A 25,332-nucleotide genomic window follows, 5' to 3' on the forward strand; every position below is an offset into this window, starting at 1 on the left:
ATTATTTCCAATCCTGAGTTTTAATCAAAGCATAGAACTTTGAAAAAAGATTACGTAAGCCATATGTACCAACGCCACCGTAGTCTGCAATATATTTAACAGAGCCATCAGTAAATTTAATGCGGATGTAGCTGCTTGTATCATCGGTCCATCCAACGGCATATGTGTCCTTTAATTTCTTGATGCTTAAATAATTGATCAGGTTGTAAATCTCCTCCAGATCGGCCTGTTTTATTTTGGTTTTAAATATGCCTGATACCGTACTGGGATCACGTGGTTTTTTCTGGCCCTTAGCCAATACATAGTAAACAAATTCTTTATTGTTAGTTAAAATCGCACGCCCTGACCGATCAATTTTCATAACTCTGTCAACATATTCCGGATTTTTTTTAGGTGTACCTTCCCATCCATACCATCCCCAAAGCGAACTAAACGTTATAGAATCAATTTTATAATTTGATGACTCTTTATTAAATTCAACAAAATTGCCGTATTTGTATATCAAGGTGTCGGTGTTAGGCAGCCATTTATTTTTTTTAAGAAAATCCTTTCTACCTTTAGGGTGCGAGCCATGAAATTCAATCAATGGTTGATCATGGTAATTTATGGCGTCGATCAGCTGGCAGCCCTCTATGTTAGCACTTTGGCCAATTTGTATAAGTTGAAATGTGTTATTCCCTTTGTCTATTGCTATAAAATTACAGAAGCTGTAATACCAGCTAACAATAGCCATTAAATCGGTACGGTTGTCATTATTAAGATCGATTTTTTGCCAATTTTTAATATTCCATGTGCTGACAAGCGAATCGCAATTACTTACTTTAACTATCTCTTCAGTTGAAAATATTTTTAATTGAGGCGCGCCTATGTAGTTAAAACTTTCCTGTAAAGGTTTCAGAAATTTTACTACGTCGCTGTCAGTTTTTAATTCATCGACCTTATTGGCAAATGCAGATATACTACAAAGCAAAAGGAAAAGCAGACAAAGCAAATTTCTCATAAGGACACAGGTTTATAATTGGTATTACTAATTTCAATACAAACTTTGGAAACCAAAAAATTATATTCCAGCCTTATGATGCTTCAAAACGACTAATTCCATAATGAAGCCTTAAAAAAATAATAATATCGAATTAACTTCGTAAATCTACCTGTAGCTTACTTCAAATTCACCACCTCAACACCGGGATATGCCTTGGTATCAAACGTAAAAGTATTATCAGGCACCTTAGTGGCAGGGGTAAGGCTGCGCAGGGTGTAGTTATACTTGCTGCCGCTTTTGTCAAATATCAGCGCGCTGTAGATCTGTTTCTTTACCTTATCTATCATCAGCCTGATCTTAAAAAAAGGCTTTTTATCATCCTCGGGAGTAAGGTCAATAGATTGATAGGTTTTACCGCCGATTTTCTGATCGCCATTGTAGATGTATTTATAACCATGCTCATACATGGTGAATAGTTGGGCCGGGTTAAAGCCCTCGCCGCTGTTGTCTGCATCACTTACCTGTACCTCTTTATCTGCTTTCAGGTAGGTCCACTGGCTTTTGCCGTCGCTTATTATTTCCTGCTCTTCATCGGTTTTTGCGCCTGTGGCAGTGTATAAGATCACTTTATATTTACCGCCTTTTGATTGGGTGATCAATGTACCGTTACGGGTCTCCTTAATGTTTGCCTGCGGGTTATCAATAGTAAAGCTAAAATCGCTTTTTATGATAGCATATGAGCGGTATTTTTGGCTCACCTGGTTCAAAATTACTTTTGCCTGCGCGTCTTTTTGCGCAAAGGCATGGGTAGCGGTTAATATGAAGAGAATGTAGAGTGTTATATTTTTCATATGGTTGTGACTGATTTATATGCAGAACGTTTAAGCCCACTCCGCCCCCTAAAGGGGGAACTTTATTTTAGCCCTCCCTTTTAGGGGAGGGTTGGGAGGGGCTATTTATCCAACGTCTCCAAATATTGCATTAATGAATACTCATCAGGATACAGCACCTCACGGGCTTTGCTGCCCTCAAACGGGCCTACAATGCCTGCACCTTCCAGTTGGTCGATAATACGGCCTGCGCGGTTGTAACCCAGTTTAAGCTTACGCTGTATCAACGAGGTTGAGCCTTGCTGGTGCATCACTATCAGGCGTGCTGCTTCTTCAAACATTGGGTCGCGGTCATTGGCATCAAACTCTTTAGCACTGCTGGTTTCGCCTTCGCCAAGATATTCCGGCAATAACAGGGCGGTAGGATAGCCGCGCTGGTTACCTATAAAGTCTGATATCCGTTCAACCTCAGGGGTATCCACAAAGGCGCATTGCAGGCGGATCAGGTCGCTGCCGGTTGAGAATAACATATCGCCACGACCGATCAACTGGTCGGCGCCGCCTGCATCCAGTATGGTACGCGAGTCGATCTTTGACAATACCCTGAATGCCAGCCTTGACGGGAAGTTGGCCTTAATAGTACCCGTAATAATATTTACCGACGGCCTTTGCGTAGCAATAACCAAATGGATGCCCACTGCACGGGCCAGCTGTGCTATACGTGCTATCGGTTGTTCCACTTCTTTACCGGCCGTCATCATCAAATCGGCAAACTCATCTATCACTAATACAATAAACGGCAGGTAGCGGTGCTTTTCAGGGTCGCTTATTTTGCGGTTGATAAACTTAGTATTATACTCTTTCAAGTTACGTACCTGCGCGTCTTTCAGCAGGTCATAACGCTGGTCCATCTCAATACAAAGCGAATTAAGCGTGTTTACCACTTTCTTGGTATCGGTAATGATCGCGTCGGCCTCGTCAGGTAGTTTAGCCAGGAAATGGCGTTCTATTTTGCGGAATAGTGTTAGCTCTACCTTTTTAGGGTCAACCAATACAAACTTCAGTTCGGCAGGGTGTTTCTTGAATAGTAGCGATACCAAAATAGCATTGATACCAACCGATTTACCCTGGCCGGTAGCACCTGCAACCAGTAAGTGCGGCATCTTGGCCAGGTCGGCAATAAATACTTCGTTCGATATGGTTTTACCTAAGGCTATAGGCAGATCCATGGTAGTATTCTGAAACTTCTCTGTAGCCAGGATAGACCGCATGGAAACCATCTCGGGGTTTTGGTTTGGTACCTCAATACCTATGGTACCCTTACCCGGCATAGGCGCAATAATACGGATACCCAATGCCGCTAAACTCAACGCGATATCGTCCTCTAAATTTTTGATCTTAGAGATGCGCACACCCGGTGCCGGGATAATTTCATACAGGGTAACTGTAGGGCCAATGGTGGCCTTGATCTTATCGATCTCGATATTATAATGGTTAAGCGTTTCAACAATTTTGTTTTTGTTGGCTTCCAGTTCTTCTGCGTTTACGGCTATTTTACCTGTGCCGTAATCTTCAAGCAAATTAAGGGTAGGGTATTTATATGATGCCAGGTCAAGCTTATGGTCGTAGGTGCCAAATTGCTCAACTAATGATCTGGCTTTTTCATCGTCAGATTTCTCAACGTTCAATACCGGGCTTGGCCTTTCGGTTTCAAGCGTTAGCGGGATATCCGCGTCAAGGTCGGGGTCCGCGCCTTCATCATCAGGCGTAAGCACTACCGGTTCATGGAAAATAGGCTCGGGGGTTAAGGGTGCCAGCGGCTGGTTGGTAAAGGCTTCGGGCTTGATGGTATTATTACCTTTGGGCCACTCAACCGGGTGAGATATTTCTTCGTCAACCAGCGGTACGGGCTCCGGTTTAAAGTTATCGGTCAAAGGCGCGACACCTGCCAATTCCGGTTCTTTAATTTTCCTTTTCGGGATCTTAAAATCAATATTATAAGCTACGATGAGTACGGTAAGCGCCGCGAATATCAATAAGCCGCCGGTGCCAGACTGGCCAATTTGCGCGTCGAGCAGTTTGTTGCTCCAGTAGCCAAATTCGCCCTCTAAAAAATGCGGATAGTCAATGATCAGGGCATGGATAAAGCCGATAAAAATGGATATGAATACCAAGCCGAAAAGCGAGTAGCCCAGGGTTTTAGCAACCGAATACAGCCTTACCTTGAACAGTAAGCGGTATCCTACAATAAAAAACACAAATACAAACAAAAAGGATGCTACGCCAAACCACTCAAAAATAAACTGGTTTGAAAGCAGCGCTCCAAATTTGCCCAGCCAGTTCTCAACAACCGGGTTTTTAATACCATTGTCCAATAATTCCTGCTGGGTTTTGAACAGGTTATGCCAGCCGCCGTTTGCTGTTGATACATAGCTTTGATCTTGCTGCCAGGTAAATAAATAGGATGTAAAAGCAATGAGAAAAAACAAAGAAAGTACCAGGAAAAACAATCCTAATATTTTAACCAGGCGCCCGTCATGGAGATCAAAAACAGGCATTTTTTCAATTTTTGGCTTTGCGGTGCGCTCCCTTGAACCTTTTTCTGAAGATTGACGAGGTTGATTCTCCTCCTTAAAACTATTTGACTTAAACTGATTTCCTTTTACCGGCATCCCTTATGTAACAGAAGTATGTGCAAATATAAAGTTAATAGATTAAACAACTATGTTGGTTATTTTTAATTTTTTAGTAATATTGAATAATGAGTTTAGAACTGTTGGAGCGATACATCACTGATGCTGATTTGACCGGCCTTAATAACTTGTTAACTCAAAACCCGGCATTAGCAACACAGACGACAAGCCATAAGGTTTCGCCACTGATGTTGTCATGCTATTTTAAAAAGCCTGAAGTTACTGCACTGTTACTAAAACACGTTGGCGAGATCAGCCTCTTTGAAGCATCGGCTGCGGGTAAGTTTGATGTGGTTGCCCACCTGATATATAACCACCCCGAGGCTGTAAATTTATATGCCGACGACGGTTTTACCCCATTAGGCCTGGCCTGTTATTTCGGGCAGTTTGAAGTTGCGCGTTACCTGGTTTTAAAAGGTGCCGATGTAAACCTGCCATCAAACAACGGTTTTAATGTTTACCCGCTGCACTCGGCCACCGCCGGCAATTATACTAACATTGCACGTATGCTGGTTGAGAATGGCGCTAACGTTAATGTAACCCAAAAGGCAGGTGCTACGCCGCTGCACTCGGCCGCCCAAAACGGCAACCTCGAGTTGCTGATATTACTGCTTGAAAACGGCGGCGAATTTAATATCCGCATGGAAGGCGGCAAACTACCCGCCGACCTGGCCCGCGAAAAAGGCTTTGATGATATAGCCGATATCTTAGACTGACCCATCCCCAAAAACAAAAAGGCGATAAGCATTTACACTCATCGCCTTAACTGAACTTTTAAAAAAATATGAAAAACTAACACCCACCCGGGTTGAAACGGGCGAGGTAGGAGGTTAATTAGCTACATATATCTGGTAATTATTAGTGGCCAGGTTGGCAACTTTGCCGGCGGCATTGGCTAACGCGACAACATTACGCTCGCCGTATTTTGCAATTAGGCTCTTTACATATAACCATTGCTGATATTTAACGGGGATCTTAGTTTCTTTTCTTTGGGTAAAGAATGCAGGGTCTGTAGCTACCATGGCTTTTAGGGCTTCGTAAAATTCAGGGTCGGCAGGCGCAGGCGAACTCATGGTTGGGTAAGCCAGGCCCCAGGTAGCGTAAAAGTCTGCAAATAGCTTTTCTTTTTGCAGATTAGTATGGTAGATCCACGGTCTTGAGGTATTGTACAAGTAATCTACATACACCCTGAAGTTTTGAAATTCGGGATTTTGCGTTAACGATTCTTTAATACATTCCGTGTTGTTTTCAATTAAAGTCGCAATAGTTTGCGGGTCTTTTGTGGTAAGGATTTCGTTGATCGGGCATTGCGCTTTTGTCGCCACATTAATACCAAAAGCCAACAAACATAACATGAGTGCTTTTTTCATAATCGGTACCTCCTTTATATTGGTTATTATAAAGCTACAACATTATTGCAACAAAAATGTTACAATTGGTAAAATATTTTTTTCGTCTGCCGATGCAAAATTTATCAGCACTTAAATCACTTTCTGTTTCTGATTGGCGCAGGTAATCTGTATTTTCAAAACTTAAATTTTATTATGCAAAAACTGGTCTTATTTATCTGTCTTATCACAACGCTAAGTGCCTGCGCGCAACCCGGCCCTCCGGTAAATGATGCCGCTTATATAAAGGCTAATTATACCAAGTACGAGTATCAGATACCCATGCGCGATGGCAAAAAGCTCTTTACGTCGGTATATGTCCCTAAAGATCAGTCTAAGAAATACCCTTTCATGATGGACCGTACCTGCTACAGCGTGGCGCCGTACGGTACTGATATGTATAAATCGTCGCTCGGGCCGTCGCCAAAGTTTATTTACGACGGTTATATTTTTGTTTACCAGGATGTGCGCGGCCGCTGGATGAGCGAGGGCATCTATGAAGAAATGACGCCCGAACTGGAAGAACATAAAACCAATAAGGATATTGACGAAGGCACAGACACTTATGATACCATTGACTGGCTGCTTAAAAACATCCCGAACAACAATGGTAAAGTAGGGGTATGGGGGATATCTTATCCCGGATTTTATACCACCACCGCTTTATTAAGCAGGCACCCCGCACTGGTAGCTGCATCGCCGCAGGCGCCCATTGCAGATCTGTGGCGTGATGACGGCTGGCATAACGGATCTTTCTTTTTAGTGGCCAACTTTGGCTTTTACCCCGGCTTTACCAACAGGCAGGACGACAAACCCACCCAACGCCCCGGCAAAGGTTTTGAACCCGGAACTAAAGACGGCTACGACTTTTTTATGAAGATGGGGCCAATGAAAAATACCAATGACAAGTATTATAAGGACACCATCAGGCTGTGGAACGAAATGATAGACCACCCGGATTATGATCAGCATTGGAAGGACCGTAATGTGCTGACCCATCTGCATGATATTAAAACCGCGGTGCTGGTTACCGGCGGTTGGTATGATGCCGAAGACCTGTACGGTGCAATTAATACGTATAAAACGCTTGCCAAAAATAACCCGGCTACACCTGTCTATTTTGCCATGGGGCCATGGGTACATGGCGGCTGGTCGCGCGGGCCGGGCGATCATTTGGGCGATGTGGATTTTGGCGGCCCGCAGGGCCCGCATTACCGCGATGATATCGAGTTTAAATTTTTTAGCCATTATTTGAAGGGTACAGAACTGAACATTGCACCCATCAACACTTTTGAAACAGGCACAAACCAATGGAAAACTTATAATACCTGGCCGCCAAAAAATGTGGAGGAAAAACAACTCTATTTTTTACCGGGCGGTAAACTGTCATTTAACGCACCTGCTAGTGATAAGGACAGTTATGATCAATATGAGTCTGACCCGGCTAACCCTGTTCCGTTTGTGGCCGACAGGAACGAGACCATGGATATGCAGCGAGAATACATGACTGCCGACCAGCGTTTCCTGGCTGACAGAAAAGACGTACTAAGCTACCAAACCGACGTATTGGATAAAGATGTTACCATTGCGGGCAATATCTGGGCAAACCTTAAAGTTGCCACCACAGGCACCGATGCTGATTTTGTGGTAAAGGTACTTGATGTATACCCGGACACCGCAGCAAACAACAAATTTACCGGCGCCGGTGTAAAAATGGCCGGGTATCAGCAAATGGTGCGCAGCGAACCCATTCGCGGTAAATACCGCAACAGCTTTGAGCACCCTGAGCCTTTTGTGCCGGGCAAGGTAACTCCGGTAAACTTTGAGCTGCAGGATATTTTGCACACGTTTAAAAAAGGCCACAAAATTATGGTACATGTACAAAGCACCTGGTTCCCGTTGATCGACCGCAACCCGCAAACCTTTGTAAATATCATGAAGGCTGACGAGAGCGATTTTAAAAAGGCTACGCATAAGATCTACACATCAAAAGAGCATCCAAGCTTTTTGAAAGTAAGGATTATGGAGTAATTACAATATTCTTGCGCTCGTTTGTAACGAGTGCTTAAAGTGGTTTAGCGATTATATCGCGTTGTCGCATCACCGATGCTGTAAAGTGTTAAGCACTCGTTGCAGACGAGCGCAAGTTGGTTGGTGGAGTAAAAATATATTCTTGCAGATTTACGAAGTTTTTTAAACTTCGTAAATCTTAACTATCTATTCGCTAAAACCTATTTAAATTGAAAAAGCTATTCCTTATCCTATTGATATTTACTTTGGCTTGTTCGACTTTTCAAAATAAACAGCAACAAGCAGAACGGACTGTCAAAGAGTATATTCATTCAAAGAATCCAAAAGCCAATATAAAAGACATAAAATTTAGTGATTTAGATCCTAATGGCAATGTAATAGGTGTTATTAAAAATAAAATAATTTATGATAGCAGTCACCACCCATTCCTCTTAAGCACTGTGTATTATACGTTAAATAAAGATCTAACACAAGTGAAATATGTTTATACAAACTAAAACCATCTTATCCCACTGATTTATAATTACCCCTAAGATAGAATCGCACGACCCTCCGCCTTTGCGTTGCTCAATCAAACAACTCCTGGCATTTTTCACAATAATAAGAATGCCGTTTTGTTTTGCCGGTATCGGTTTTGTGGAACGGGATCAGGTTACGCGGGCAGATATCTTTTTCATACGCTTCAAGGTGTTTGGTCAGCGTGTCTGCCTTTTTCCATTTTAAAAAGTCGCGGCTAAATTTGGTGACTTCGTTTACCAGCTCTTCCAGTTTTTTATCAGGGATCTCGCCGATAATACTTTTGGGGTGCAGCCTGGCCCTGAAAAGCGATTCGTTCTTAATGATGTTGCCCAACCCCGAAAAGATCTTCTGGTCAAGCAAGGCGTCGCAGATCATTACTTTGGGTTTTGCCTTGAGTTTTTTAATAGCATTGTCCGCATCCCATTCCTTGCTCAAAATATCCGCCGACCAATCATATACCTCATCCAACTGCTCTTCAATTAACTTAACCGCGCTGATAGAGAAATTTACTTCGCCGTTGCTAAACTTCATATGCAGCGAAGCGTTCTTTTTAGTAGGCTCATTAATATAGTATGAACCAAACAGCATCATGTGCACCCGTACCGTAAATTTAGGGAAGCAAAGCAGCGTGTGCTTACCCCAGGTTTTAATATCCTTAAGCGTTTTGCCTTTCAGTATATCCGCATCAAAACCTTTTGCGTAGCCATTGGCATCAATTACTTTTTTGCCTTTAAACGGCTGTAGTTTTTCTTTTAATATTAAGATGGATGGACCTTCGGGCATGGCGTTAATTTTTTATGAATTATGCAAATATTGAGCCATTGGTTATTGCTAAAATTATTACATTAGTAGCCAAAACCTTATTACCTATTTATGAAATGTTCAATATTTATCACCCTGATTTTTTGTCTTTTTTGTTTTAATTATAGTTCAGCGCAGGATTTTCCAAGAACATACTTTTATAAAAATGATGACCGCCTTGTAAAAACCCGTGACAGTGCTGATTATATCCTTGTGATAAGCGCACCGGATACCGGTTCGAAATTTTATAATTTCACCGAGTATTATGCGGATAATAAGATAAGGTCAACAGGTAAAACATCAGAGCCCGACTACAGAAAACTGGAAGGACATTATGAATCTTTTTATCCCTCAGGGCAAAAAAATGAAATAGCTACCTACAATCATAACGATAAGATAGGCGATTACTATAAATGTTATCCTGATGGTAAACTGTACACCCATAAATTCTATGAAAAAAGTGGCGAGAACGGTTCGGACTATGGCGCTAAGATCTTGATAGTAGAATGCCGTGCCAAAAGCGGCAGAATTTTGGCAGCTAATAGCAATGGTAAATATATTGGCTATGACAATGATTTTAAGAATAAAGAAGAGAATGGCCCGATAAAAAACGGGTTAAGAGAAGGTACATGGAAAGGTAAGATTAAGGATAAGCATGGCAAGCTCACTTTTATAGAGGAATACAAAAATGGCGAGTTGATTTCGGGTAAGGCTGTTGATAAGGATAAAAAAACATATACATACCAGGCCCGGGCGGTTCAACCAAAATTCTTTGATGGTTTTGCAGCTTTCGGCACTTATTTAGCTAACAATATAAAATACCCTTACCATGCCAGGGTAAACAGGATAAGTGGCATTGTACTTATTGATTTTGTGGTAGAAAAAGACGGGTCATTAACTGATTTTAAAGTAAAGAGAAGCCCCGACGGCGAATTAAGCGAAGAGGCCTTGAGGGTTTTAAAAGCATCGCCCAAATGGGCACCTGCCGCCCAATATGGCATGCCGGTAAGAGTACGTTTTACGCTCCCTGTCAGGTTTAATATCTGATCATTAGCCAACTGCATCCATTTATTAGTAAAACCGCACCATTGTAATAATGTTGTTTCATTATCAGAGGGTTAAACCATCCTTCATTTATTTTATCAGATATCACAAAACAATGCTTACTATTGAACGTAGTTAGCCTGACTGAAATTATAAACTGATATCCCCCAAGACAACTATTACATCTTATATGAATTCACTGAGTATTGTACTCGGAGCCGATCGCCCGGACCTGATCCGTGAGGAAACACTGGCGACTTTATTTTCAAGATCAGCGGCAGAACATGCCGGTAAAACCGCGCTTGTTTTTCATGAGCAATCGCTTACCTATGCCGAACTGGACAGGTGGAGCGACGTTGTGGCCGAATACCTGAACAAAAAAGGTATTGCCCGCGGCAGCAAAGTGGGGGTATGGTGGCAGCGCGGTTTAGAACTGCACGTGGCTATTTTAGGTATCGTAAAATCAGGCGCTACCTATGTGCCTGTCGACAGGGAGATCCCTGCCGAACGTGTAGAGTTGATATTGGAAGAAGTAGGTGCCGATGGCGTATTCAGTCTGCAAAAATTAAATTCACCCTGCCCGCGGCTGTTTGTGCCGCCAAGGCCCGCGCCGCAACAGGCTGTTAAATTAGCCAAAGGCCCGCAGCCTGACGATTGCGCTTACGTGCTTTATACATCAGGCAGTACAGGTAAGCCTAAAGGTATCCCGATAAGCCATAAACAGATCTGCCATTTAGTGAGGTCTGAGCAAACTGTTTTTAATATCAGGGAGACGGATAAAGTATACCAGGGCTTCTCGGTATCGTTTGATATGTGGTGCGAAGAGACCTGGATAAGCTATTTTGCAGGCGCTACCATTTGGGTGTCAGATAACACCACATCAAAAGCTATTGACGAATTAGGCGGCGTACTTGCCGAACAAAATATAACCATACTGCATGCCGTGCCAAGCCTTTTGGCCGTGATGGACGATAGCATAAGCTCATTACGCCTGGTAAATGCCGGCGGCGAGGCCTGTACACCGCAGGTGCTGGCCAAATGGGCGCGGTCGGGCATTAAATTTTACAACAGTTACGGGCCTACAGAAACTACGGTTACCGCTACCATAGCATCCCTTAATTCGGGAGACAAGATCGTAATTGGCGACCCGCTTCCTAACTACAACTTGGCGGTGGTTGATGATAACATGAACCTTTTGCCCATTGGCGAGGAAGGCGAGCTGGTGATAACCGGGCCAGGCGTGGCATCGGGCTATGTAAAACTGCCGCAGCTTACCCAGCAAAAGTTTGTGCCGAAACCAAAATCATTGGATGTATTGCCGGGTAAAACGGTGTACCGCACCGGTGATGCGGCAGTAATTAACCCCGATGGCACGGTAGACCTGCACGGCCGTTTTGACGACCAGGTAAAACTGCGCGGTTACCGCATTGAGCTTGGCGAGATTGAGGTAAGGTTGAACGCCATAACCGGCGTAGCATCCGCAGTAGTCGCCATAAAGAAAGATGGTAACGGGCAGGATCAACTGGTTGGCTATGTGGTGATGGATGGTATCAACGAGATAGAGGAAAATCTTTTCAGGATCGAGCTGGCAAAGACCTTGCCGTCATACATGGTGCCCGGCACCATTGTAGCGCTTGATGAAATGCCGAGAATGCCCAGCGGTAAAATAAACCGTAAGGCGCTGCCTGTACCCGAAGCATTTGCCACCATAGCAAATGATCCGCTAAACGCAATAGATCTGAATGCACCTGCTGCTGACCGGATCATGGCCGTATTACGCGGGATCTTCCCCAATAAAGAGATCACCCCGCAAATGGATTTCTTTGATGACCTGGGAGGGCACTCGTTATTGGCTGCCGGCTTTGTATCGCAGTTACGCAGGGATGCCAACCTGCCGGGCGCATCATTAAAAGATATTTATCTTAACCGCCCGCTTAGCAACCTGATAGAAGTTTGGCAGGGCCAGCCTGAAGTTAAACCAAAACATAAAAAGGCATACAACAAAACACCACTGCACCGTTACCTGCTTTGCTGGCTGGCGCAAACTGTGTCTTTATTGCTGATATACGGGCTTTTCGCGTTCCAGATCTTTATACCTTACCTGGGATATTATTATGTAGATCAGGAAACCAATAGTGTACTATACTCTATCATTACTTCGTTGGTGCTGTTCTCGTTTATTCCGCCGTTATTTACAACCATATCCATTGGTGCCAAATGGCTGGTAATAGGTAAAATGAAGGAGGGCGATTATCCTTTATGGGGTAGTTACTACTTTAGGTGGTGGTTTGTTAAAACTATTCAGCGTTTATTGCCGGCCCAGTTTTTAAATGGTACGCCGCTTTACCCGCTTTATTTAAGATTGCTGGGGATCAAAATAGCGCAAAACGCGCAGGTAAGCGATTTTAACTTTGGTGCAGAAGACCTGATCACCATAGGAGACGATGCAAGCATCAGCTCAAAAACGCATTTAAATAACGCGTTCGTAGAAAACGGCTTATTAAAGTTACGCCGCATCCATCTTGGCGATCACGCCTATATTGGTAGCAGCGCCATCATATCCGGCGATACCCGTGTTGAAGACTGGGGCGAGCTGCAGGACCTGAGCTTTTTACCGGCGGGTAAAACCATTAACACTGCCGAAGTTTGGCAGGGCAGCCCGGCGCAGCTGAAAGAAACCAGGAACATTGCCGATCTGCCGCACCCTGAACCGGTATCGACCTCTACGCGCCGTAAGTATAAGCTGATATTTATTATGTGTATGATGGCGTTTCCGTTCATTATTTTATTGCCGCTGCTGCCAACCATCATCACCATAAACCGGATGGACAACAACGCGCCCGATTATAATTTTAATTATATAGTGCACGTGCCTATGCTGGCCCTTTTATACATAGCGCTGTTTATGTTTGAAACCGTGGTGCTTACCCGCTTACTGCAATATGATATCAAGCCCGGCAAATACTCTGTTTACAGCGCTTTTTATGTGCGTAAATGGTTTGCAGATCAGTTGATGTCATTAAGCCTGATCGTAATGCACCCCATATACGCTACGGTTTATGTGACCGATTATTTCAGGATGCTTGGCGCTAAGATCGGTAAGAATACAGAGATCTCTACTGCCAGCAGCGTTACGCACCCGCTGCTTGAAATTGGCGACGGCGCTTTTGTTGCCGATGCGGTAACACTTGGCGAAGCTGACGTACGCGCGCAGCAACTGATATTAAGCAAGACCATTATCGGTAATAATAGCTTTGTAGGTAACAGCGCGCTTATCCCGCAGGGATATCAACTAAACAGCGATATGCTGATAGGCGTACTATCTACCCCGCCTGACGATAAGCAACAGCAGGAAAGTACTGCAAGGGACTGGTTTGGCTCGCCGGCTATACCTTTGCCGCGCAGGCAGGAAAGCACGCCTTTTGGTGACGAGCTGACCATCCACCCTAACAATTACCGCAAATTTGCCCGCGGACTGGTAGAGTTTATCCGGATCATCTTACCGGAGAGCGCCATTATTTGTTTTTCGATTTTCTTCATTGCCTACGCGCATGACCTGGTGGTGGATCAGCCTTTATGGAAGATCATTTTATACTTCCCTTTTTATTACCTGTTTTTTATGGGGGTGCCTTCATTCCTGGTACCGCTGGTATTAAAATGGGTACTTGTTGGTAAATATAAAGCGCAGCAAAAGCCGATGTGGAGTTGGGCGGTTTGGAAAAGCGAGGCTATAACCTCAACTTATGAGGCATTGGCTATTCCGTTTTTCCTGGATTATCTGCAGGGAACACCATGGCTGCCGCCTTTCATGCGCTTACTGGGCGTTAAGATTGGCAAACGCGTATGGATGAACACCACCGATATTACAGAGTTTGATATGGTAACTATTTGCGATGACGCCGCCCTTAACCAGGATTGCGGACCGCAAACGCATTTGTTTGAAGACCGGGTAATGAAAGTAGGGGCCGTAAAAATAGGGGCGAGAAGCAGCGTAGGTGCAGGTACCATTATTTTATATGATAGTGAACTGGGCGATGATACCAGCATTGAAGCCCTATCATTAGTGATGAAAGGCGAGCGTTTATCGCCGGGAACAGATTGGATAGGCAGCCCGGTGAAACCCCTCTAAATCTCCCCTAAGGGGAGACTTTAATGAATGGCTTATTGTTTTGTTTTAAAGCCCTCCCTTTCGGGGAGGGTTGGGTGGGGTTAAAGATACGCCACCCCCGTATAATCAATATGCCCATACATCAGCGGTTCAAAGCCTTGGTCAGCCAGTTCGCAGCTCACTACGATGGATGAAAGTTCGGCATCGCCAAAAATGTTGGCTATGGCGGTATCGGCAGCATCACGGCCGGTAGCTATTTTAACCATACCATTTAGTGGGACAAGCTTGGTAGCATCAAATAAGATCCATTCGCCATTTAAATAAGCCTCAAAGCAGGCATGAAAATCGGGCGGGGTTAGCTGGTAGGCATAACCGGTAAAGTATCTTGCAGGGATGGTTAACGCGCGGCACAGGGCAATGCCCAGGTGCGCGAAATCACGGCATACGCCCTGCTGCTCGGTAACGGTATCAAATGCCGATGTTTCTGAATTGGTTGACCCGCTCAGGTACTCCACATTACGGTAGATCCAGTCGGTAAGCGCAATAACCTTGGTAAAAGGGTTAACAATATGCCCGAACATATTATGCGCCAGGCGGTATAACTTGTCCGACTGGCAATAACGGCTTGGGTAAAGGTATGGCAGTATCGAATGGTCAAACTGCGCTACCGGTGTTTCGTACTGGCCTTCGTAATCAACTATCTTGTAACTGTTGTCAACGGTGGCCTTATAAGTTACCTTTACAGTTCCGGGGTTTTTAACTTCGAAACGCACCATGTGATTTTCGCCGCCTGTTGCCGGTAGCTCTTCAACCTTTATATAAGGGTCAACAATAAATTCTTCGCTTAATACTGTTTGGTGTTGTGTTCTTAAAGCATTGATGTTTAAGATCAATGTACTCTCCGATTTCACTATATATTCCATCTCGGTGAATACATCGAATTTCATAGGGGTGTAGTTTATGTTAGTTTGTCAAATGCTAAATTCATCCAGTCTTCGGTTACGTGCTCTAACGCGGCTTTCAATTCCTCGGCCCACTGGCCTGAAATGTTCTCCAGGTCTTTTTTCTCGTACCGTTGTTGTACTATGTTAAAGCTGTCTTTTTTATAGATCGCCACGTCAATCGGGAAGTCCACGTTGTTTGAACTTACACGGGTCGAGTCGAAAGATAAAAACCCAACCTTAAGCGCCAGCCTCAAACTCGAATCCTCTGTTAAGGTACGATTTAAAATGGGTTTTCCGTGCCCCGAGTTACCTATAATTATAAATGGCGCACCTTGCCCTAATTCAACCCAGTTACCTTCAGGGTAAAGCAGGAACAATTTATGCTCTTCGTCGTCTTTTAGTTGCCCGCCAATAATGGTGTGCAGGTCAAAATTAAACCCTGCTTTCTCTAATGATTCCTTATCCTCTTTAACCACGCGTTTAACCTGTTCGCCAAACGCGTTCACGGCTTTGTACAGCTTGTTGTATTCTGTTGTTTCTAATAATTCATTAAAATATACGATAGCCTTGTCCCTGGTTGAGCGCAGGCCGCTTGTCATGATAAAAAGCGAAAATCCGTCTTTTTGTTCTATGGTAATTTTCTTTTTTACAGTAGTATCAGTTCCGGATGTAATACGTGTATCAGCAATTGCAAGCAGGCCCTCTTTAACCTTTATACCCAGGCAGTAAGTCATATCAAATATTAAGTTTAAGGGTGGCAAAGTAAATAAATATTGAGTATTAACTTATTATAATATCTAAAAATGTTTGATGTTTATTGGCCGGGGTATAAACAAAATAGCTAATTTCGCGTTGCGTGAGTAATTAATTATAAACAGATAAAGAACAAAAACCGCTTATACATGAGGATAATTTACACCCTTTGCGGTTTATTGATAATACTATTATTCGCCCCGCGAGTGTATGCGCAGCGCAACCCCGAGATACCGCTTACCAAGATCTACACGGACAGCACCCTTGTACACAAAAGCAAAAAAGACACTACGGTACTTTCAAAAAAAGGCACCCCTCAAAAAGATCTGTACAGTGTGATAGGTGCCTTATTTCATGAGTCTACGCCATCTGTAAATGACAGTATTACCTCAAAACCTGTTATATCTGTTGTGCCGGCAATAGGCTATACATTGGTGTCACGCCTGGCAGTTGTATTGTCAGGTAATGTTACCTTTCGTACCGGGCCGCAGTCGCGGGTATCTACCATTGTAGCCAGTACATCTTACACGCAAAATAAGCAGTTCAGTATCCCGGTGCAAAGCAGCATCTGGAGCAAGAATAATGAATATAACTTTGTAGGCGATTATCGCTTTTATAAATTTCCGCAAAGCACCTTTGGTTTGGGCAGTAGCTCAAAAATGAGGAATGAAGACCCGATGGACTATAATTTTGTGCGCTTTTATGAAACGGTACTGCGTCACTTAGGCGGTAATTTTTATGCAGGCCTGGGTTATATGTTTGACACCCATTACAACATTACCGAAAAGGGCAACATAAACGGCGGCATATCTGATTATGCTCGGTATGGTAAAACAGCCGGTTCGATAGCGTCAGGTTTTGCCTTCAACACTTTTTACGATTCACGCGATAATGCCATAAATCCTTCAAAGGGTGCATATACTTCTTTGTTGTACCGCGTAAGCCCGTCGGCCCTGGGCAGCAGCTCAACGTGGACGTCATTGACCGTAGATGCACGTAAGTACATCAAGTTTCCGGCAAGCTCTGAAAACATCCTGGCATTATGGAGTTATGACTGGATAATATTAAACGGCAGGCCGGAATATATGGACCTGCCCAGTATATCATGGGATGCGAACTCGGCCACCGGCAGGGGCTATATCCAGGGGCGGTTCAGGGGTGCCCAAATGGTTTATGGCGAAGCCGAATATCGTTTTAGGATCATGGCCAATGGCCTGTTAAGCGGGGTTGTTTTTGCCAACGTCGAATCTTTCTCTGCACAGCAAGGTACACGCCTGCAAGCCATACAACCGGGCTATGGGCCGGGCTTACGTATCAGCATAAACAAGCTGTCAAAAACTAATATTACTATCGATTATGGCTTTGGGACGCAGGGTTCAAGAGGCCTGTTTATTGATGTAGGTGAAGCTTTTTAACCTATAGTTTAAAATTTCTAAAATTATAAGAATATTCTTAGAAGTTTTAAGCACATGTTCTCGGATTACGTATATTAGTGAGCCAACAATTTTATATGAGGGTTCATTTTTTTTCAAAAATCAATTCAGACTACCAATCCGCTTTCAGAAGTTACAGTACGCTCCAGAACCTGAAAACGGTAAAAACAGTAAGCCTCATTTACTTTTTGCTGAATATTTCTTTAAGGTTTATAGTTACCATATATCACATTCCTGTACAAAACATAAGCCACTATGATGAATTTAATAATGCCAACATCATATCAGCTTTAGCTACCCCCGTTTTTTACCTGGCCGGTTTATTATTGGTTAAACAGTATGAGCAAAACAAGCCGCAACCCAATTTAAGCCAGTTCCTTGTTTTGTTGTTTGCCTTATTTATTATGATAAGCTGTATGCGGGTAACTTTTTTTACGATGCACAACCCGCGCAATACCCTGGTTATGTATTTTATGGGGACGGTAATAGCAGGTATGTTTTTCACCCTTGAGTATTTTGAATCACTGATACTGGCTGTATTAGCGGGGGCTTTTTTTGCCTTTGCATTGCCTTATTACCAAACCGGCATCAGCGAGATCATTATGAACAACCTGGCATCGTTTGTATTGCTGACGGTATTTTATTGCATATCGCGGTTTTCATTTTCATACCGGGCCGATAACTTTTTAAAGCTGAAGGCCATTGAAGAAAAGAACATGGAGATAGAAACCGCTAGCCGTTTAAAAAATGAAATCCTGGGTATTGTAGCGCACGATCTGCGTAATCCGCTGACAGCGATAATGGCACTTTCCTCGCTGATGCAGGAAGACGATTCAATGGACGACGATAACCAGGAAAACCTGCAAATGATCCGCACCTCGTGCGTTAAAGCTACCGCGATAATTAACGACCTGATAGAAACCGCTAATAACGATAACGACAGCACGTTTGATATCGCGGAAATAGAGCTTAATAACTACCTCATCAAAATTGTTGAGGAATGGTCAAGGAGTAAGCTGGGCCAGGTAGAGATCTTATTTTACGGAACCGAATACCCAATCTTTACGCATATCAATACAGAGAAGATGCAACGCGTGCTGGATAACCTGATCAGCAATGCTATTAAATTCTCGGGCGAAAGCGAGCGTATAGAGATCAGCCTGCGGGACGTTAACGGGCAAATATTTATTGATGTACGGGATTTCGGTATGGGCATCCCTGAACATTTATTGCCATTTATTTTTGACCGTTTCTCAAAAGCCAGCCGTAAGGGTATCCGTGGCGAAGAGTCAATAGGGTTGGGCTTAAGCATTGTAAAACAAATTGTTGAAAAACACGGAGGCAAAATTGATGTTATAAGTACTGAAAAACAGGGTACTACTTTTACAATACACATGACACGGATGAAAAACAACATCGAAAGGCAATCATGATATGCAGCAAACCGAGATACTTTCGCTGGCAGATATAAAAGTATTGGTAGATACCTTTTATGAACGGATCAGGACCGATGCTTTGCTTGCGCCCGTATTTAACGAACGGATTCAGGACAACTGGCCGCAGCATTTAGAAAAAATGTACCGTTTCTGGCAAACCGTATTGCTGGATGAGCACACGTATTTCGGTAGCCCGTTTATGCCGCATGCGCGGTTGCCGGTAGCACATGAGCATTTTACAGCATGGCTAACATTATTTACTAAAACCGTAGATGAACTATTTACCGGCGTTAAAGCCGAAGAAGCCAAATGGCGTGCTGCAAAAATGGCCGAAATGTTTGAAGCCAAAATATCCCACGTTCGTAACAACCCCTTAAATATTTTGTAAACTATGGAAAATGAACCGCTTTGCGAACATTTAGAGAAAATAAAGCAGATCATACAACCTAAAGAGTACGTATGTGAAGACTGCATTAAAACAGGCGACGAATGGCTGCATTTACGCACCTGCCAAACCTGCGGCGTAACACTATGCTGTGATAGCTCGCCAAATACGCACATGACCAAACATTACCACGCTACCCAACACCCGGTGATCATATCTGCAGAGCCCGGCGAAAACTGGTTATGGTGCTACAATGATGAAGCGTTTGTAGAGTATAATATGTAGATAGCTTAAAAGCGGTTACTTGATATCTTTAATACCATGATCACATAACCACTGTAAAAAATTGGCTGTGTCTTCAGGAAAATAATGGATGATCTCACCATTTTTTAACATGATAGTGATCATTTGCGCAGTGGCGATATATTTATTTAATTCGCCGGCTTTGTAATCAAAATTGGGATAAGTATCAGTCGATTTAGGCATGGGCACAAATGTATTTGTTCTGATTATTCCCTTAGTCGTTCATTTTATTCATTTATTTGAACGGGAATCCCATTTCTATAAATGAAAAATGCCGATAGCTTTGAAACTATCGGCATTTATAAGACCAAAATCCGGTCTGATTATATGATCTGTTTTATATCGCTGTTTTCAGCAAACCGCCCTCGGCACGTACTGCTGCACCATTGGTTGCAGACGCCAGCGGGCTTGCCAGGTAAACAATGGTGTTTGCTATCTCGTCAGTCGTTAAAAACCTTTGGACGATAGATGTAGGGCGCATAGTTTTGAAGAAATCGGTTTCAATTTCTTCGTTGGTTTTATTTTGGCTCTTTGCCAGGTTTTCAATAAAACCGCCAACCCCTTCAGATAGGGTAGGGCCGGGCAATACCGAATTTACCGTAACGTTAGTTCCCTTGGTCAACTCGGCCAAACCGCGTGCTATGGCCAGCTGTGCAGTTTTGGTCATTCCATAATGGATCATTTCCTGCGGGATCTGTACGGCAGACTCGCTTGAGATAAAAATGATACGGCCCCAGTTTTTTTGCAGCATCCTATCAAAGTAAGCTCTTGAAAGCCTTACACCGCTTAAAACATTGATCTCGTAAAACCGCAGCCAATCCTCATCAGGAATATCGGCAAAGGCTTTAGGCTCAAAAATAGCCACGTTATTGATCAGGATATCCACCTCTGGTATTTGGGCTATCAGCGCGTCTATCTGGTCTTTGTCGGCAAAATCAGCAACAACGCCGCTTACGTTTTTATTGCCTGTTGCCTCAATGATGCTTTTTATGGCAGCGTCAACACGGGCCTGGGTACGTCCGTTAACAATTACCTGTGCGCCTTCGGCAGCAAACAGCCTGGCAGTAGCATAACCTATCCCGGCAGTAGAGCCGGAGATCAATGTTATTTTATTTTTTAATTGCAGATCCATTTTTATATTTCATTTTGCGGAAAGTCAGCCCCAACAGTTGTTGCTTCCCAGGTGTCATAATCTTTTTTCAAAACTTCAAGCTTGTTGCGTGCGCCTTTTAGCGCGGCTACGCCCAGCAGCAGGTGTAATGGTGGGTTTTCTGCCTCTACAGCTTTAACAATGGCTTTGGCGGCGCGTTCCGGGTCGCCGGGTTGCTTGCCGCTGTAGCCACGAATGGCTTGTTTATTAGCCTCTGCAGTTTCTTTGTAATCATCTATTACGATCTTGCTGTTATTGGCAGATCTGCCGGCCCAATCGGTACGGAAACCGCTTGGATTGATCACGGTAACTTTTATGCCCAACGGCGCAGTTTCTTTAGCCAATGCTTCAGAGTAACCGTCAACCGCAAATTTGGTAGCGTTATAAAAACCAACACCCGGGAAACCAACCAAACCGCCAATAGAAGCAATATTTACAATATGCCCGCTGTGCTGCGCCCTCATCAATGGTAATACTTCGTTAGTAATGTTCGCTAATCCCCAGAAATTGATCTCGAACATGCGTCTTACTTCATCTTCCTCACTCTCTTCAATGGCGCCAAAATAACCTATGCCTGCATTGTTTACCAATATATCTATCTGCCCGAATTTTTCTTTAACCTGTTTAACTGCCGCTGTGATTTCGTCGGCCTTGGTTACGTCTAACTTTACAGCAATGGATGTATCCGGGAACGCTTCAATAATATCTTTTACATCGTCCGTATTACGCGAAGCAACACCTGCGCGGTAGCCCGACTTCAATACTTCTTTAGCCAGTTCGCGGCCGAAACCGGTAGAACAGCCTGTTATTAACCAAACTTTACTCATTTTTTCAAAAAGATTTAAATGTTAATCAAAATAACAGCATAGCGCAGAAATGTTTGTCATGCTTATGTTTTAATCATGTTGTAAAATTGCCATTAATAAAAAAGGGTGAACGCTGATAAAGCGTTCACCCTTTTTTGCCTTTTAAATATTTTTTAGTTGCCCGGGCTGTCGTCAGGCGTGCCTACAACCTTGTACGCCTTGGCACCTTGCTGATCTCGTGTTTCCTGATAATAGAAATCGTCAGGCGACACATAATATAACTGACCGCCGATCCTTATTTTCCTGGTATCAGCCGGAAGGCTGTAAAACAGGTCGCCAATTTCAGGCATGGCAACAGCAGGTTGGTTATTTGCCGGAGGAGGATTGCCACCACCATTATCATAACCGCCGTTATCCTGGTCGGTCGCGGTTGTGTCTAACTGACCATCTTTACCCGCAACCTGGTAAACTACGCTGCCATCATCTTTTGTTACCGGCAGGTAGTAAACACCGTTAGACTCATAATATTGCTGCCCGTTAATAGTTATTGCCGATGCGTTGCTTGGCAAAGTATTTATAGCAGCGCCGATAGGTGGCTCAACTACAGTATATTGGTCGTTGTTGTATTGGTAGAAATAACCACCACTGTAGTAGAACTGCGCATCGCCCCACCAGAATGGGTAATAACCGTAAGGTAAAACACCTAAGCTAAAACCAAGGCGCGGATAATATAAACTACCGTAAAAACCATGGTTATAGTAAAAACCTCTGTGTGAGTACCATGGGCTATAACGATAGCCATAAGCGTATCCACGGCCATAACCATAAGCGCGGCCACCATAACCACCGGCATAATAATGGCCATTTCTTGTGTAACCGCCACGTATGCTACCGCGATAGTTGCCACCTATGTTGCTTCTGCTAAATGAACGACTGCCGCCACTATAGGCATGTGCACTACCACGCGGAGCGCTTGAGCCTGAAAATGCATTTGGAGACCTGAAGCTATTTGTGCTGCGGCCTGCGGAAAAACCACCACTTGGCCTGCTTCCGCCTGAAAAACTGCGACCGCCACCGCCGGAGAAGCTACGGCTACCACCGCCACCAGAGAAACTACGGCCACCACCACCGCCACCACTAAAATGGCTACCGCCTCCGCCGCCTCCGCCACGGCTACCACCGCCACCTCCTGAATGTCCACCACCACGTTGCGCATCTGCAGGGACAGCCAGAAACAAACACAATAATCCGCTTAAACCTGTCATCATCAAATACTGATATATCCTTTTCATAATTTTGTTTTTTTTATTTTAGTAAGCCTTAATTGCGGCTGTTATTCATATAGACTAAAAAAACGCAAACGGTTTAATGCCTGCAATAATTTATAGTCAAAAAGTAGTCCAACTTTACCAATTATTGACAAAACCTACGTATTAGTATGAATATGCGTGATTATAGGGTATTTAGATGGTCCTATGGTTCAACAACAGCTAAATTAAAAAATGCGGAAGAGTATTTTCTATCAGCATTTTAATGTTTTTATAAATATGACAACTGGCTTATTTTTTCTTAGGCGGCATGGGCACGTCTAATTGATAAAGGGCGTAAATATATGACTGTACGTTTGCGTGCGATGCGATCTTGCCATCCTTGTTAAAAACAAAAATGTCGGCATCAGGCATTTTAAATGATTTACCGGTCGCCTTCATCTTCCGGTAATCCTTTTTAAAGGTGCCGCTCCATACACCCGTTACAACTACTGTATCGCCTGATGCTACCGCGTGCATGTCGTCAGCTTTAAAATCAGGAAATGCGGCAAGAAATTGCTTTCCATCCATTTTCATCGAATCAATATTTTTCATGGGTTTCATGGCTCCATTGCCGTAGTCAACAAAATCCGTCGCGCAATCTTTAAATGATCCGTCGACATCGCCTTTGGTAAACGCGAGATCAAAGTTTAATGCGGCTTGTTTGTTGTGTTCCATCCTGGTGGCTGTACTGTCGCCGGTTGGCGCGGTGGTTGCCGATTGGTTTTTGCAGGCAACTAAGAAAAGGGCAGCAATAGCTGCGCAAGTGATAATTTTTTTCATGTTATTGGTTAATTGGTGTTAATAAAGATATAAATAATAAATGCCTATTAACCAATAACTTAATTGATATTTTTTAACAAAAAAGCCGGCATGAATATCATACCGGCCCATAAATGGTTTTTGATTGGTTTATATTTCTTTATACGCCGAAATATGGCTTGTTTTAATACTTAATAAAAAAGATTTACCCACACTTATCTTCACAGTTTTTCCCTGCAACATAGCGTTAATGGCCTCGTCGGTTTTTAATGCTTCATAAAGATCACGTGCTACCGCCGATCCACTAATGTTATTCGTCACCTTTCCGTTTTCCATGGCGATATTAAACGTGTAGCCCGACTTGCCGCGGTCGCCCGCCGATTCAAAATCAGTAATATTCAGTTTAAAGCTTTGCTCTGCGGTAAGGCTTCTTTTAAGATGCAAGCGTATTACCGGTATGTATCTTCTCCAGGTTGTTAAATATTTTCTTTCTTCCATGCGTGGGCGGTAAAGGTATCATTTAAAGATGAGGTATTTGCCGGATGTGGTTTTTATATATACTACAGGCAACTTTATTCAACTTTGTCACCATCTTTTACCTCATCGCCGGCGTTATTGACAATTTTACCGCCGGTTGTCAGCGCGCCAAAAACCTCGGTCGAGTCTTTACCTACCAGGCCTTCTTTAATATCAACCAGTTTTGCTTTTCCGTTTTGTACCGTAATAACATATTTCCGTTCTGTCGAGCGTACAATAGCGGTATTGGGTACCAATAAAGATTTAGTACCGGATAACATCGGGATGGTCACCTCGGCATACATACCCGGTTTTAGCTGGTCTTTGGTGTTCATTACATCAATCTCAATAGCTTCAGACCGCATACCGCCCAGGCTATTTGCCGAGCGGCTGATCTTAGCCGCATGGGCAACTCCCGGTATGGCGTTAAAGGTAAAATTTACAGGTTGTTTCAAATCAACCTTATCTACATAATCTTCGGGGATGGCCACCTCTAAACGGAGTTTACGGGTATCCTGCAATGATAACATGGGTTGATCTGTAGCCTTACCCGGCGCTACCAGCGCGCCCGGCGATACATTACGCTCTACAATAGTACCATCAAAAGGGGCATAAATGCTTAAGTACCCCTGCATTGTTTTTACCAATGCCACATTTGATCTTTCTGCTTGGGCGATAGCATTATCCGCCTTCATCCGCGCTACTGCATTATCCAGGTCAAGCGGCGATACTGACCCCGGTTCCTGCGCGGCTTGTTTTAAACGCTCATATTTTTCTTTGCTGGCGGTTGCTGTTTCCTGAGCCTGCAAGTAGCGCGAATTGGCAGCCTGTAGTTGTGATTCCATTTCGGGCGCTTCAAGCGTCATTAAAAGCTGGCCTTTTTTTACAACCGATCCGCGGTCCACATAAAGCTGCTTTACGAAGCCGTTTACTTTAGGGAAAAGGTTTACTTCGTTAAATGGCACTAACGCCCCCGGCAGACGGGCCGTACTTGACAGCGCTTTTTCTGTAATGCTGCCTATATCGTATTTTTTAGTTGCTGTTGTTTTTGATTCGGTCAGGTCGACCGGTTTTTCGTTACCGCCGCAGGCTGCTAACAAGCTGGTTAGTGCGCCTAATATGATCAATTTGGTTTTCATGT

At 43.6% G+C, this 25,332-nt stretch carries 23 protein-coding genes; 9 read left to right on the forward strand and 14 right to left on the reverse strand.

Annotation, left to right across the window (positions count from 1 at the left end; all coding sequences use genetic code 11):
* Position 1 precedes the first annotated feature (1 nt).
* The 3 genes from FO440_RS11940 to FO440_RS11950 all read right to left on the reverse strand — a co-directional run bounded on the left by FO440_RS11940 (position 2) and on the right by FO440_RS11950 (position 4,484).
* Positions 2-1,000 (reverse strand): DUF6438 domain-containing protein, encoded by a 999-nt coding sequence (locus FO440_RS11940; RefSeq protein ID WP_144248498.1) that lies wholly within the window; start codon positions 998-1,000, stop codon positions 2-4.
* Positions 1,001-1,158: 158 nt separating this feature from the next.
* Positions 1,159-1,833 (reverse strand): LolA family protein, encoded by a 675-nt coding sequence (locus FO440_RS11945; protein ID WP_144248499.1) that lies wholly within the window; start codon positions 1,831-1,833, stop codon positions 1,159-1,161.
* Positions 1,834-1,934: 101 nt separating this feature from the next.
* The gene (locus FO440_RS11950) at positions 1,935-4,484 is read right to left on the reverse strand and encodes an FtsK/SpoIIIE family DNA translocase (RefSeq protein WP_144248500.1); all 2,550 of its coding nucleotides are present in this window, start codon (positions 4,482-4,484) and stop codon (positions 1,935-1,937) included.
* An 89-nt stretch (positions 4,485-4,573) separates the two neighbouring features.
* Between FO440_RS11950 and FO440_RS11955 the strand changes: the two genes are divergently transcribed.
* Positions 4,574-5,221 carry an ankyrin repeat domain-containing protein gene (locus tag FO440_RS11955; protein WP_144248501.1) on the forward strand — a complete coding sequence of 216 codons (648 nt, stop codon included), beginning with the start codon at positions 4,574-4,576 and terminating at the stop codon, positions 5,219-5,221.
* Between the two features lie 114 nt (positions 5,222-5,335).
* On the opposite strand, the gene FO440_RS11960 is transcribed toward FO440_RS11955, so the two are convergent.
* Positions 5,336-5,875 carry a hypothetical protein gene (locus FO440_RS11960; RefSeq protein ID WP_144248502.1) on the reverse strand — a complete coding sequence of 180 codons (540 nt, stop codon included), beginning with the start codon at positions 5,873-5,875 and terminating at the stop codon, positions 5,336-5,338.
* A gap of 174 nt (positions 5,876-6,049) precedes the next feature.
* On the opposite strand from FO440_RS11960, the gene FO440_RS11965 reads away from it, so the two are divergent.
* Positions 6,050-7,924 (forward strand): CocE/NonD family hydrolase, encoded by a 1,875-nt coding sequence (locus FO440_RS11965; protein WP_144248503.1) that lies wholly within the window; start codon positions 6,050-6,052, stop codon positions 7,922-7,924.
* 209 nt (positions 7,925-8,133) lie between these two features.
* Positions 8,134-8,421 carry a hypothetical protein gene (locus FO440_RS11970; protein WP_144248504.1) on the forward strand — a complete coding sequence of 96 codons (288 nt, stop codon included), beginning with the start codon at positions 8,134-8,136 and terminating at the stop codon, positions 8,419-8,421.
* A 70-nt stretch (positions 8,422-8,491) separates the two neighbouring features.
* On the opposite strand, the gene FO440_RS11975 is transcribed toward FO440_RS11970, so the two are convergent.
* Positions 8,492-9,226, reverse strand: a complete 735-nt coding sequence (locus FO440_RS11975; protein ID WP_144248505.1) for a DNA-formamidopyrimidine glycosylase family protein — start codon at positions 9,224-9,226, stop codon at positions 8,492-8,494.
* A 90-nt stretch (positions 9,227-9,316) separates the two neighbouring features.
* Between FO440_RS11975 and FO440_RS11980 the strand changes: the two genes are divergently transcribed.
* Positions 9,317-10,291: an energy transducer TonB gene (locus FO440_RS11980; protein ID WP_144248506.1), complete on the forward strand. Its 975-nt coding sequence runs from the start codon at positions 9,317-9,319 to the stop codon at positions 10,289-10,291.
* 187 nt (positions 10,292-10,478) lie between these two features.
* Positions 10,479-14,417, forward strand: a complete 3,939-nt coding sequence (locus FO440_RS11985; RefSeq protein ID WP_144248507.1) for a Pls/PosA family non-ribosomal peptide synthetase — start codon at positions 10,479-10,481, stop codon at positions 14,415-14,417.
* 80 nt (positions 14,418-14,497) lie between these two features.
* On the opposite strand, the gene FO440_RS11990 is transcribed toward FO440_RS11985, so the two are convergent.
* Together FO440_RS11990 and FO440_RS11995 are read right to left on the reverse strand one after the other, a co-directional pair.
* The gene (locus FO440_RS11990) at positions 14,498-15,343 is read right to left on the reverse strand and encodes a transglutaminase-like domain-containing protein (protein WP_144248508.1); all 846 of its coding nucleotides are present in this window, start codon (positions 15,341-15,343) and stop codon (positions 14,498-14,500) included.
* A gap of 11 nt (positions 15,344-15,354) precedes the next feature.
* Positions 15,355-16,074 (reverse strand): peptidase, encoded by a 720-nt coding sequence (locus tag FO440_RS11995; protein WP_144248509.1) that lies wholly within the window; start codon positions 16,072-16,074, stop codon positions 15,355-15,357.
* 168 nt (positions 16,075-16,242) lie between these two features.
* Here FO440_RS11995 and FO440_RS12000 point away from each other — a divergent pair, with 168 nt between their 5' ends.
* The 4 genes from FO440_RS12000 to FO440_RS12015 all read left to right on the forward strand — a co-directional run bounded on the left by FO440_RS12000 (position 16,243) and on the right by FO440_RS12015 (position 19,632).
* Complete coding sequence (locus FO440_RS12000) at positions 16,243-17,508, forward strand: BamA/TamA family outer membrane protein (protein ID WP_144248510.1); 1,266 nt, start codon at positions 16,243-16,245, stop codon at positions 17,506-17,508.
* A 95-nt stretch (positions 17,509-17,603) separates the two neighbouring features.
* Complete coding sequence (locus FO440_RS12005) at positions 17,604-18,959, forward strand: sensor histidine kinase (RefSeq protein ID WP_144248511.1); 1,356 nt, start codon at positions 17,604-17,606, stop codon at positions 18,957-18,959.
* A gap of 1 nt (position 18,960) precedes the next feature.
* Entirely contained in the window at positions 18,961-19,350 is a 390-nt protein-coding gene (locus FO440_RS12010) for a group III truncated hemoglobin (protein WP_144248512.1), read from the forward strand.
* A gap of 3 nt (positions 19,351-19,353) precedes the next feature.
* Positions 19,354-19,632 carry a UBP-type zinc finger domain-containing protein gene (locus tag FO440_RS12015; protein WP_144248513.1) on the forward strand — a complete coding sequence of 93 codons (279 nt, stop codon included), beginning with the start codon at positions 19,354-19,356 and terminating at the stop codon, positions 19,630-19,632.
* A gap of 15 nt (positions 19,633-19,647) precedes the next feature.
* On the opposite strand, the gene FO440_RS12020 is transcribed toward FO440_RS12015, so the two are convergent.
* The 7 genes from FO440_RS12020 to FO440_RS12060 all read right to left on the reverse strand — a co-directional run bounded on the left by FO440_RS12020 (position 19,648) and on the right by FO440_RS12060 (position 25,330).
* Entirely contained in the window at positions 19,648-19,833 is a 186-nt protein-coding gene (locus FO440_RS12020; protein WP_144248514.1) for a hypothetical protein, read from the reverse strand.
* Positions 19,834-19,987: 154 nt separating this feature from the next.
* Positions 19,988-20,782, reverse strand: coding sequence for an SDR family NAD(P)-dependent oxidoreductase (locus tag FO440_RS12025; RefSeq protein WP_144248515.1), 795 nt, complete (start codon positions 20,780-20,782; stop codon positions 19,988-19,990).
* A 2-nt stretch (positions 20,783-20,784) separates the two neighbouring features.
* Positions 20,785-21,627 carry an oxidoreductase gene (locus tag FO440_RS12030; RefSeq protein ID WP_144248516.1) on the reverse strand — a complete coding sequence of 281 codons (843 nt, stop codon included), beginning with the start codon at positions 21,625-21,627 and terminating at the stop codon, positions 20,785-20,787.
* A gap of 152 nt (positions 21,628-21,779) precedes the next feature.
* A complete protein-coding gene (locus tag FO440_RS24430; protein ID WP_186292653.1) occupies positions 21,780-22,898 on the reverse strand; it encodes a DUF6515 family protein in 1,119 nt (372 codons plus the stop codon).
* A 267-nt stretch (positions 22,899-23,165) separates the two neighbouring features.
* A complete protein-coding gene (locus FO440_RS12050; RefSeq protein ID WP_144248520.1) occupies positions 23,166-23,696 on the reverse strand; it encodes an ester cyclase in 531 nt (176 codons plus the stop codon).
* Between the two features lie 129 nt (positions 23,697-23,825).
* Positions 23,826-24,173: a hypothetical protein gene (locus FO440_RS12055; RefSeq protein ID WP_144248521.1), complete on the reverse strand. Its 348-nt coding sequence runs from the start codon at positions 24,171-24,173 to the stop codon at positions 23,826-23,828.
* 74 nt (positions 24,174-24,247) lie between these two features.
* Positions 24,248-25,330, reverse strand: a complete 1,083-nt coding sequence (locus FO440_RS12060; RefSeq protein ID WP_144248522.1) for an efflux RND transporter periplasmic adaptor subunit — start codon at positions 25,328-25,330, stop codon at positions 24,248-24,250.
* Positions 25,331-25,332: the final 2 nt, after the last annotated feature.

It is taken from the genome of Mucilaginibacter corticis (assembly GCF_007558865.1).
Classification (GTDB): Bacteria; Bacteroidota; Bacteroidia; order Sphingobacteriales; family Sphingobacteriaceae; genus Mucilaginibacter; species Mucilaginibacter corticis.

Coding starts and splice junctions, on each gene's coding strand:
- FO440_RS11940 (WP_144248498.1), bottom strand. CDS start 1,000: ATGAGAAATTTGCTTTGTCTGCTTTTCCTTTTGCTTTGTAGTATATCT.
- FO440_RS11945 (WP_144248499.1), bottom strand. CDS start 1,833: ATGAAAAATATAACACTCTACATTCTCTTCATATTAACCGCTACCCAT.
- FO440_RS11950 (WP_144248500.1), bottom strand. CDS start 4,484: ATGCCGGTAAAAGGAAATCAGTTTAAGTCAAATAGTTTTAAGGAGGAG.
- FO440_RS11955 (WP_144248501.1), top strand. CDS start 4,574: ATGAGTTTAGAACTGTTGGAGCGATACATCACTGATGCTGATTTGACC.
- FO440_RS11960 (WP_144248502.1), bottom strand. CDS start 5,875: ATGAAAAAAGCACTCATGTTATGTTTGTTGGCTTTTGGTATTAATGTG.
- FO440_RS11965 (WP_144248503.1), top strand. CDS start 6,050: ATGCAAAAACTGGTCTTATTTATCTGTCTTATCACAACGCTAAGTGCC.
- FO440_RS11975 (WP_144248505.1), bottom strand. CDS start 9,226: ATGCCCGAAGGTCCATCCATCTTAATATTAAAAGAAAAACTACAGCCG.
- FO440_RS11980 (WP_144248506.1), top strand. CDS start 9,317: ATGAAATGTTCAATATTTATCACCCTGATTTTTTGTCTTTTTTGTTTT.
- FO440_RS11985 (WP_144248507.1), top strand. CDS start 10,479: ATGAATTCACTGAGTATTGTACTCGGAGCCGATCGCCCGGACCTGATC.
- FO440_RS11990 (WP_144248508.1), bottom strand. CDS start 15,343: ATGAAATTCGATGTATTCACCGAGATGGAATATATAGTGAAATCGGAG.
- FO440_RS11995 (WP_144248509.1), bottom strand. CDS start 16,074: ATGACTTACTGCCTGGGTATAAAGGTTAAAGAGGGCCTGCTTGCAATT.
- FO440_RS12000 (WP_144248510.1), top strand. CDS start 16,243: ATGAGGATAATTTACACCCTTTGCGGTTTATTGATAATACTATTATTC.
- FO440_RS12005 (WP_144248511.1), top strand. CDS start 17,604: ATGAGGGTTCATTTTTTTTCAAAAATCAATTCAGACTACCAATCCGCT.
- FO440_RS12010 (WP_144248512.1), top strand. CDS start 18,961: ATGCAGCAAACCGAGATACTTTCGCTGGCAGATATAAAAGTATTGGTA.
- FO440_RS12015 (WP_144248513.1), top strand. CDS start 19,354: ATGGAAAATGAACCGCTTTGCGAACATTTAGAGAAAATAAAGCAGATC.
- FO440_RS12020 (WP_144248514.1), bottom strand. CDS start 19,833: ATGCCTAAATCGACTGATACTTATCCCAATTTTGATTACAAAGCCGGC.
- FO440_RS12025 (WP_144248515.1), bottom strand. CDS start 20,782: ATGGATCTGCAATTAAAAAATAAAATAACATTGATCTCCGGCTCTACT.
- FO440_RS12030 (WP_144248516.1), bottom strand. CDS start 21,627: ATGAGTAAAGTTTGGTTAATAACAGGCTGTTCTACCGGTTTCGGCCGC.
- FO440_RS24430 (WP_186292653.1), bottom strand. CDS start 22,898: ATGAAAAGGATATATCAGTATTTGATGATGACAGGTTTAAGCGGATTA.
- FO440_RS12050 (WP_144248520.1), bottom strand. CDS start 23,696: ATGAAAAAAATTATCACTTGCGCAGCTATTGCTGCCCTTTTCTTAGTT.
- FO440_RS12055 (WP_144248521.1), bottom strand. CDS start 24,173: ATGGAAGAAAGAAAATATTTAACAACCTGGAGAAGATACATACCGGTA.
- FO440_RS12060 (WP_144248522.1), bottom strand. CDS start 25,330: ATGAAAACCAAATTGATCATATTAGGCGCACTAACCAGCTTGTTAGCA.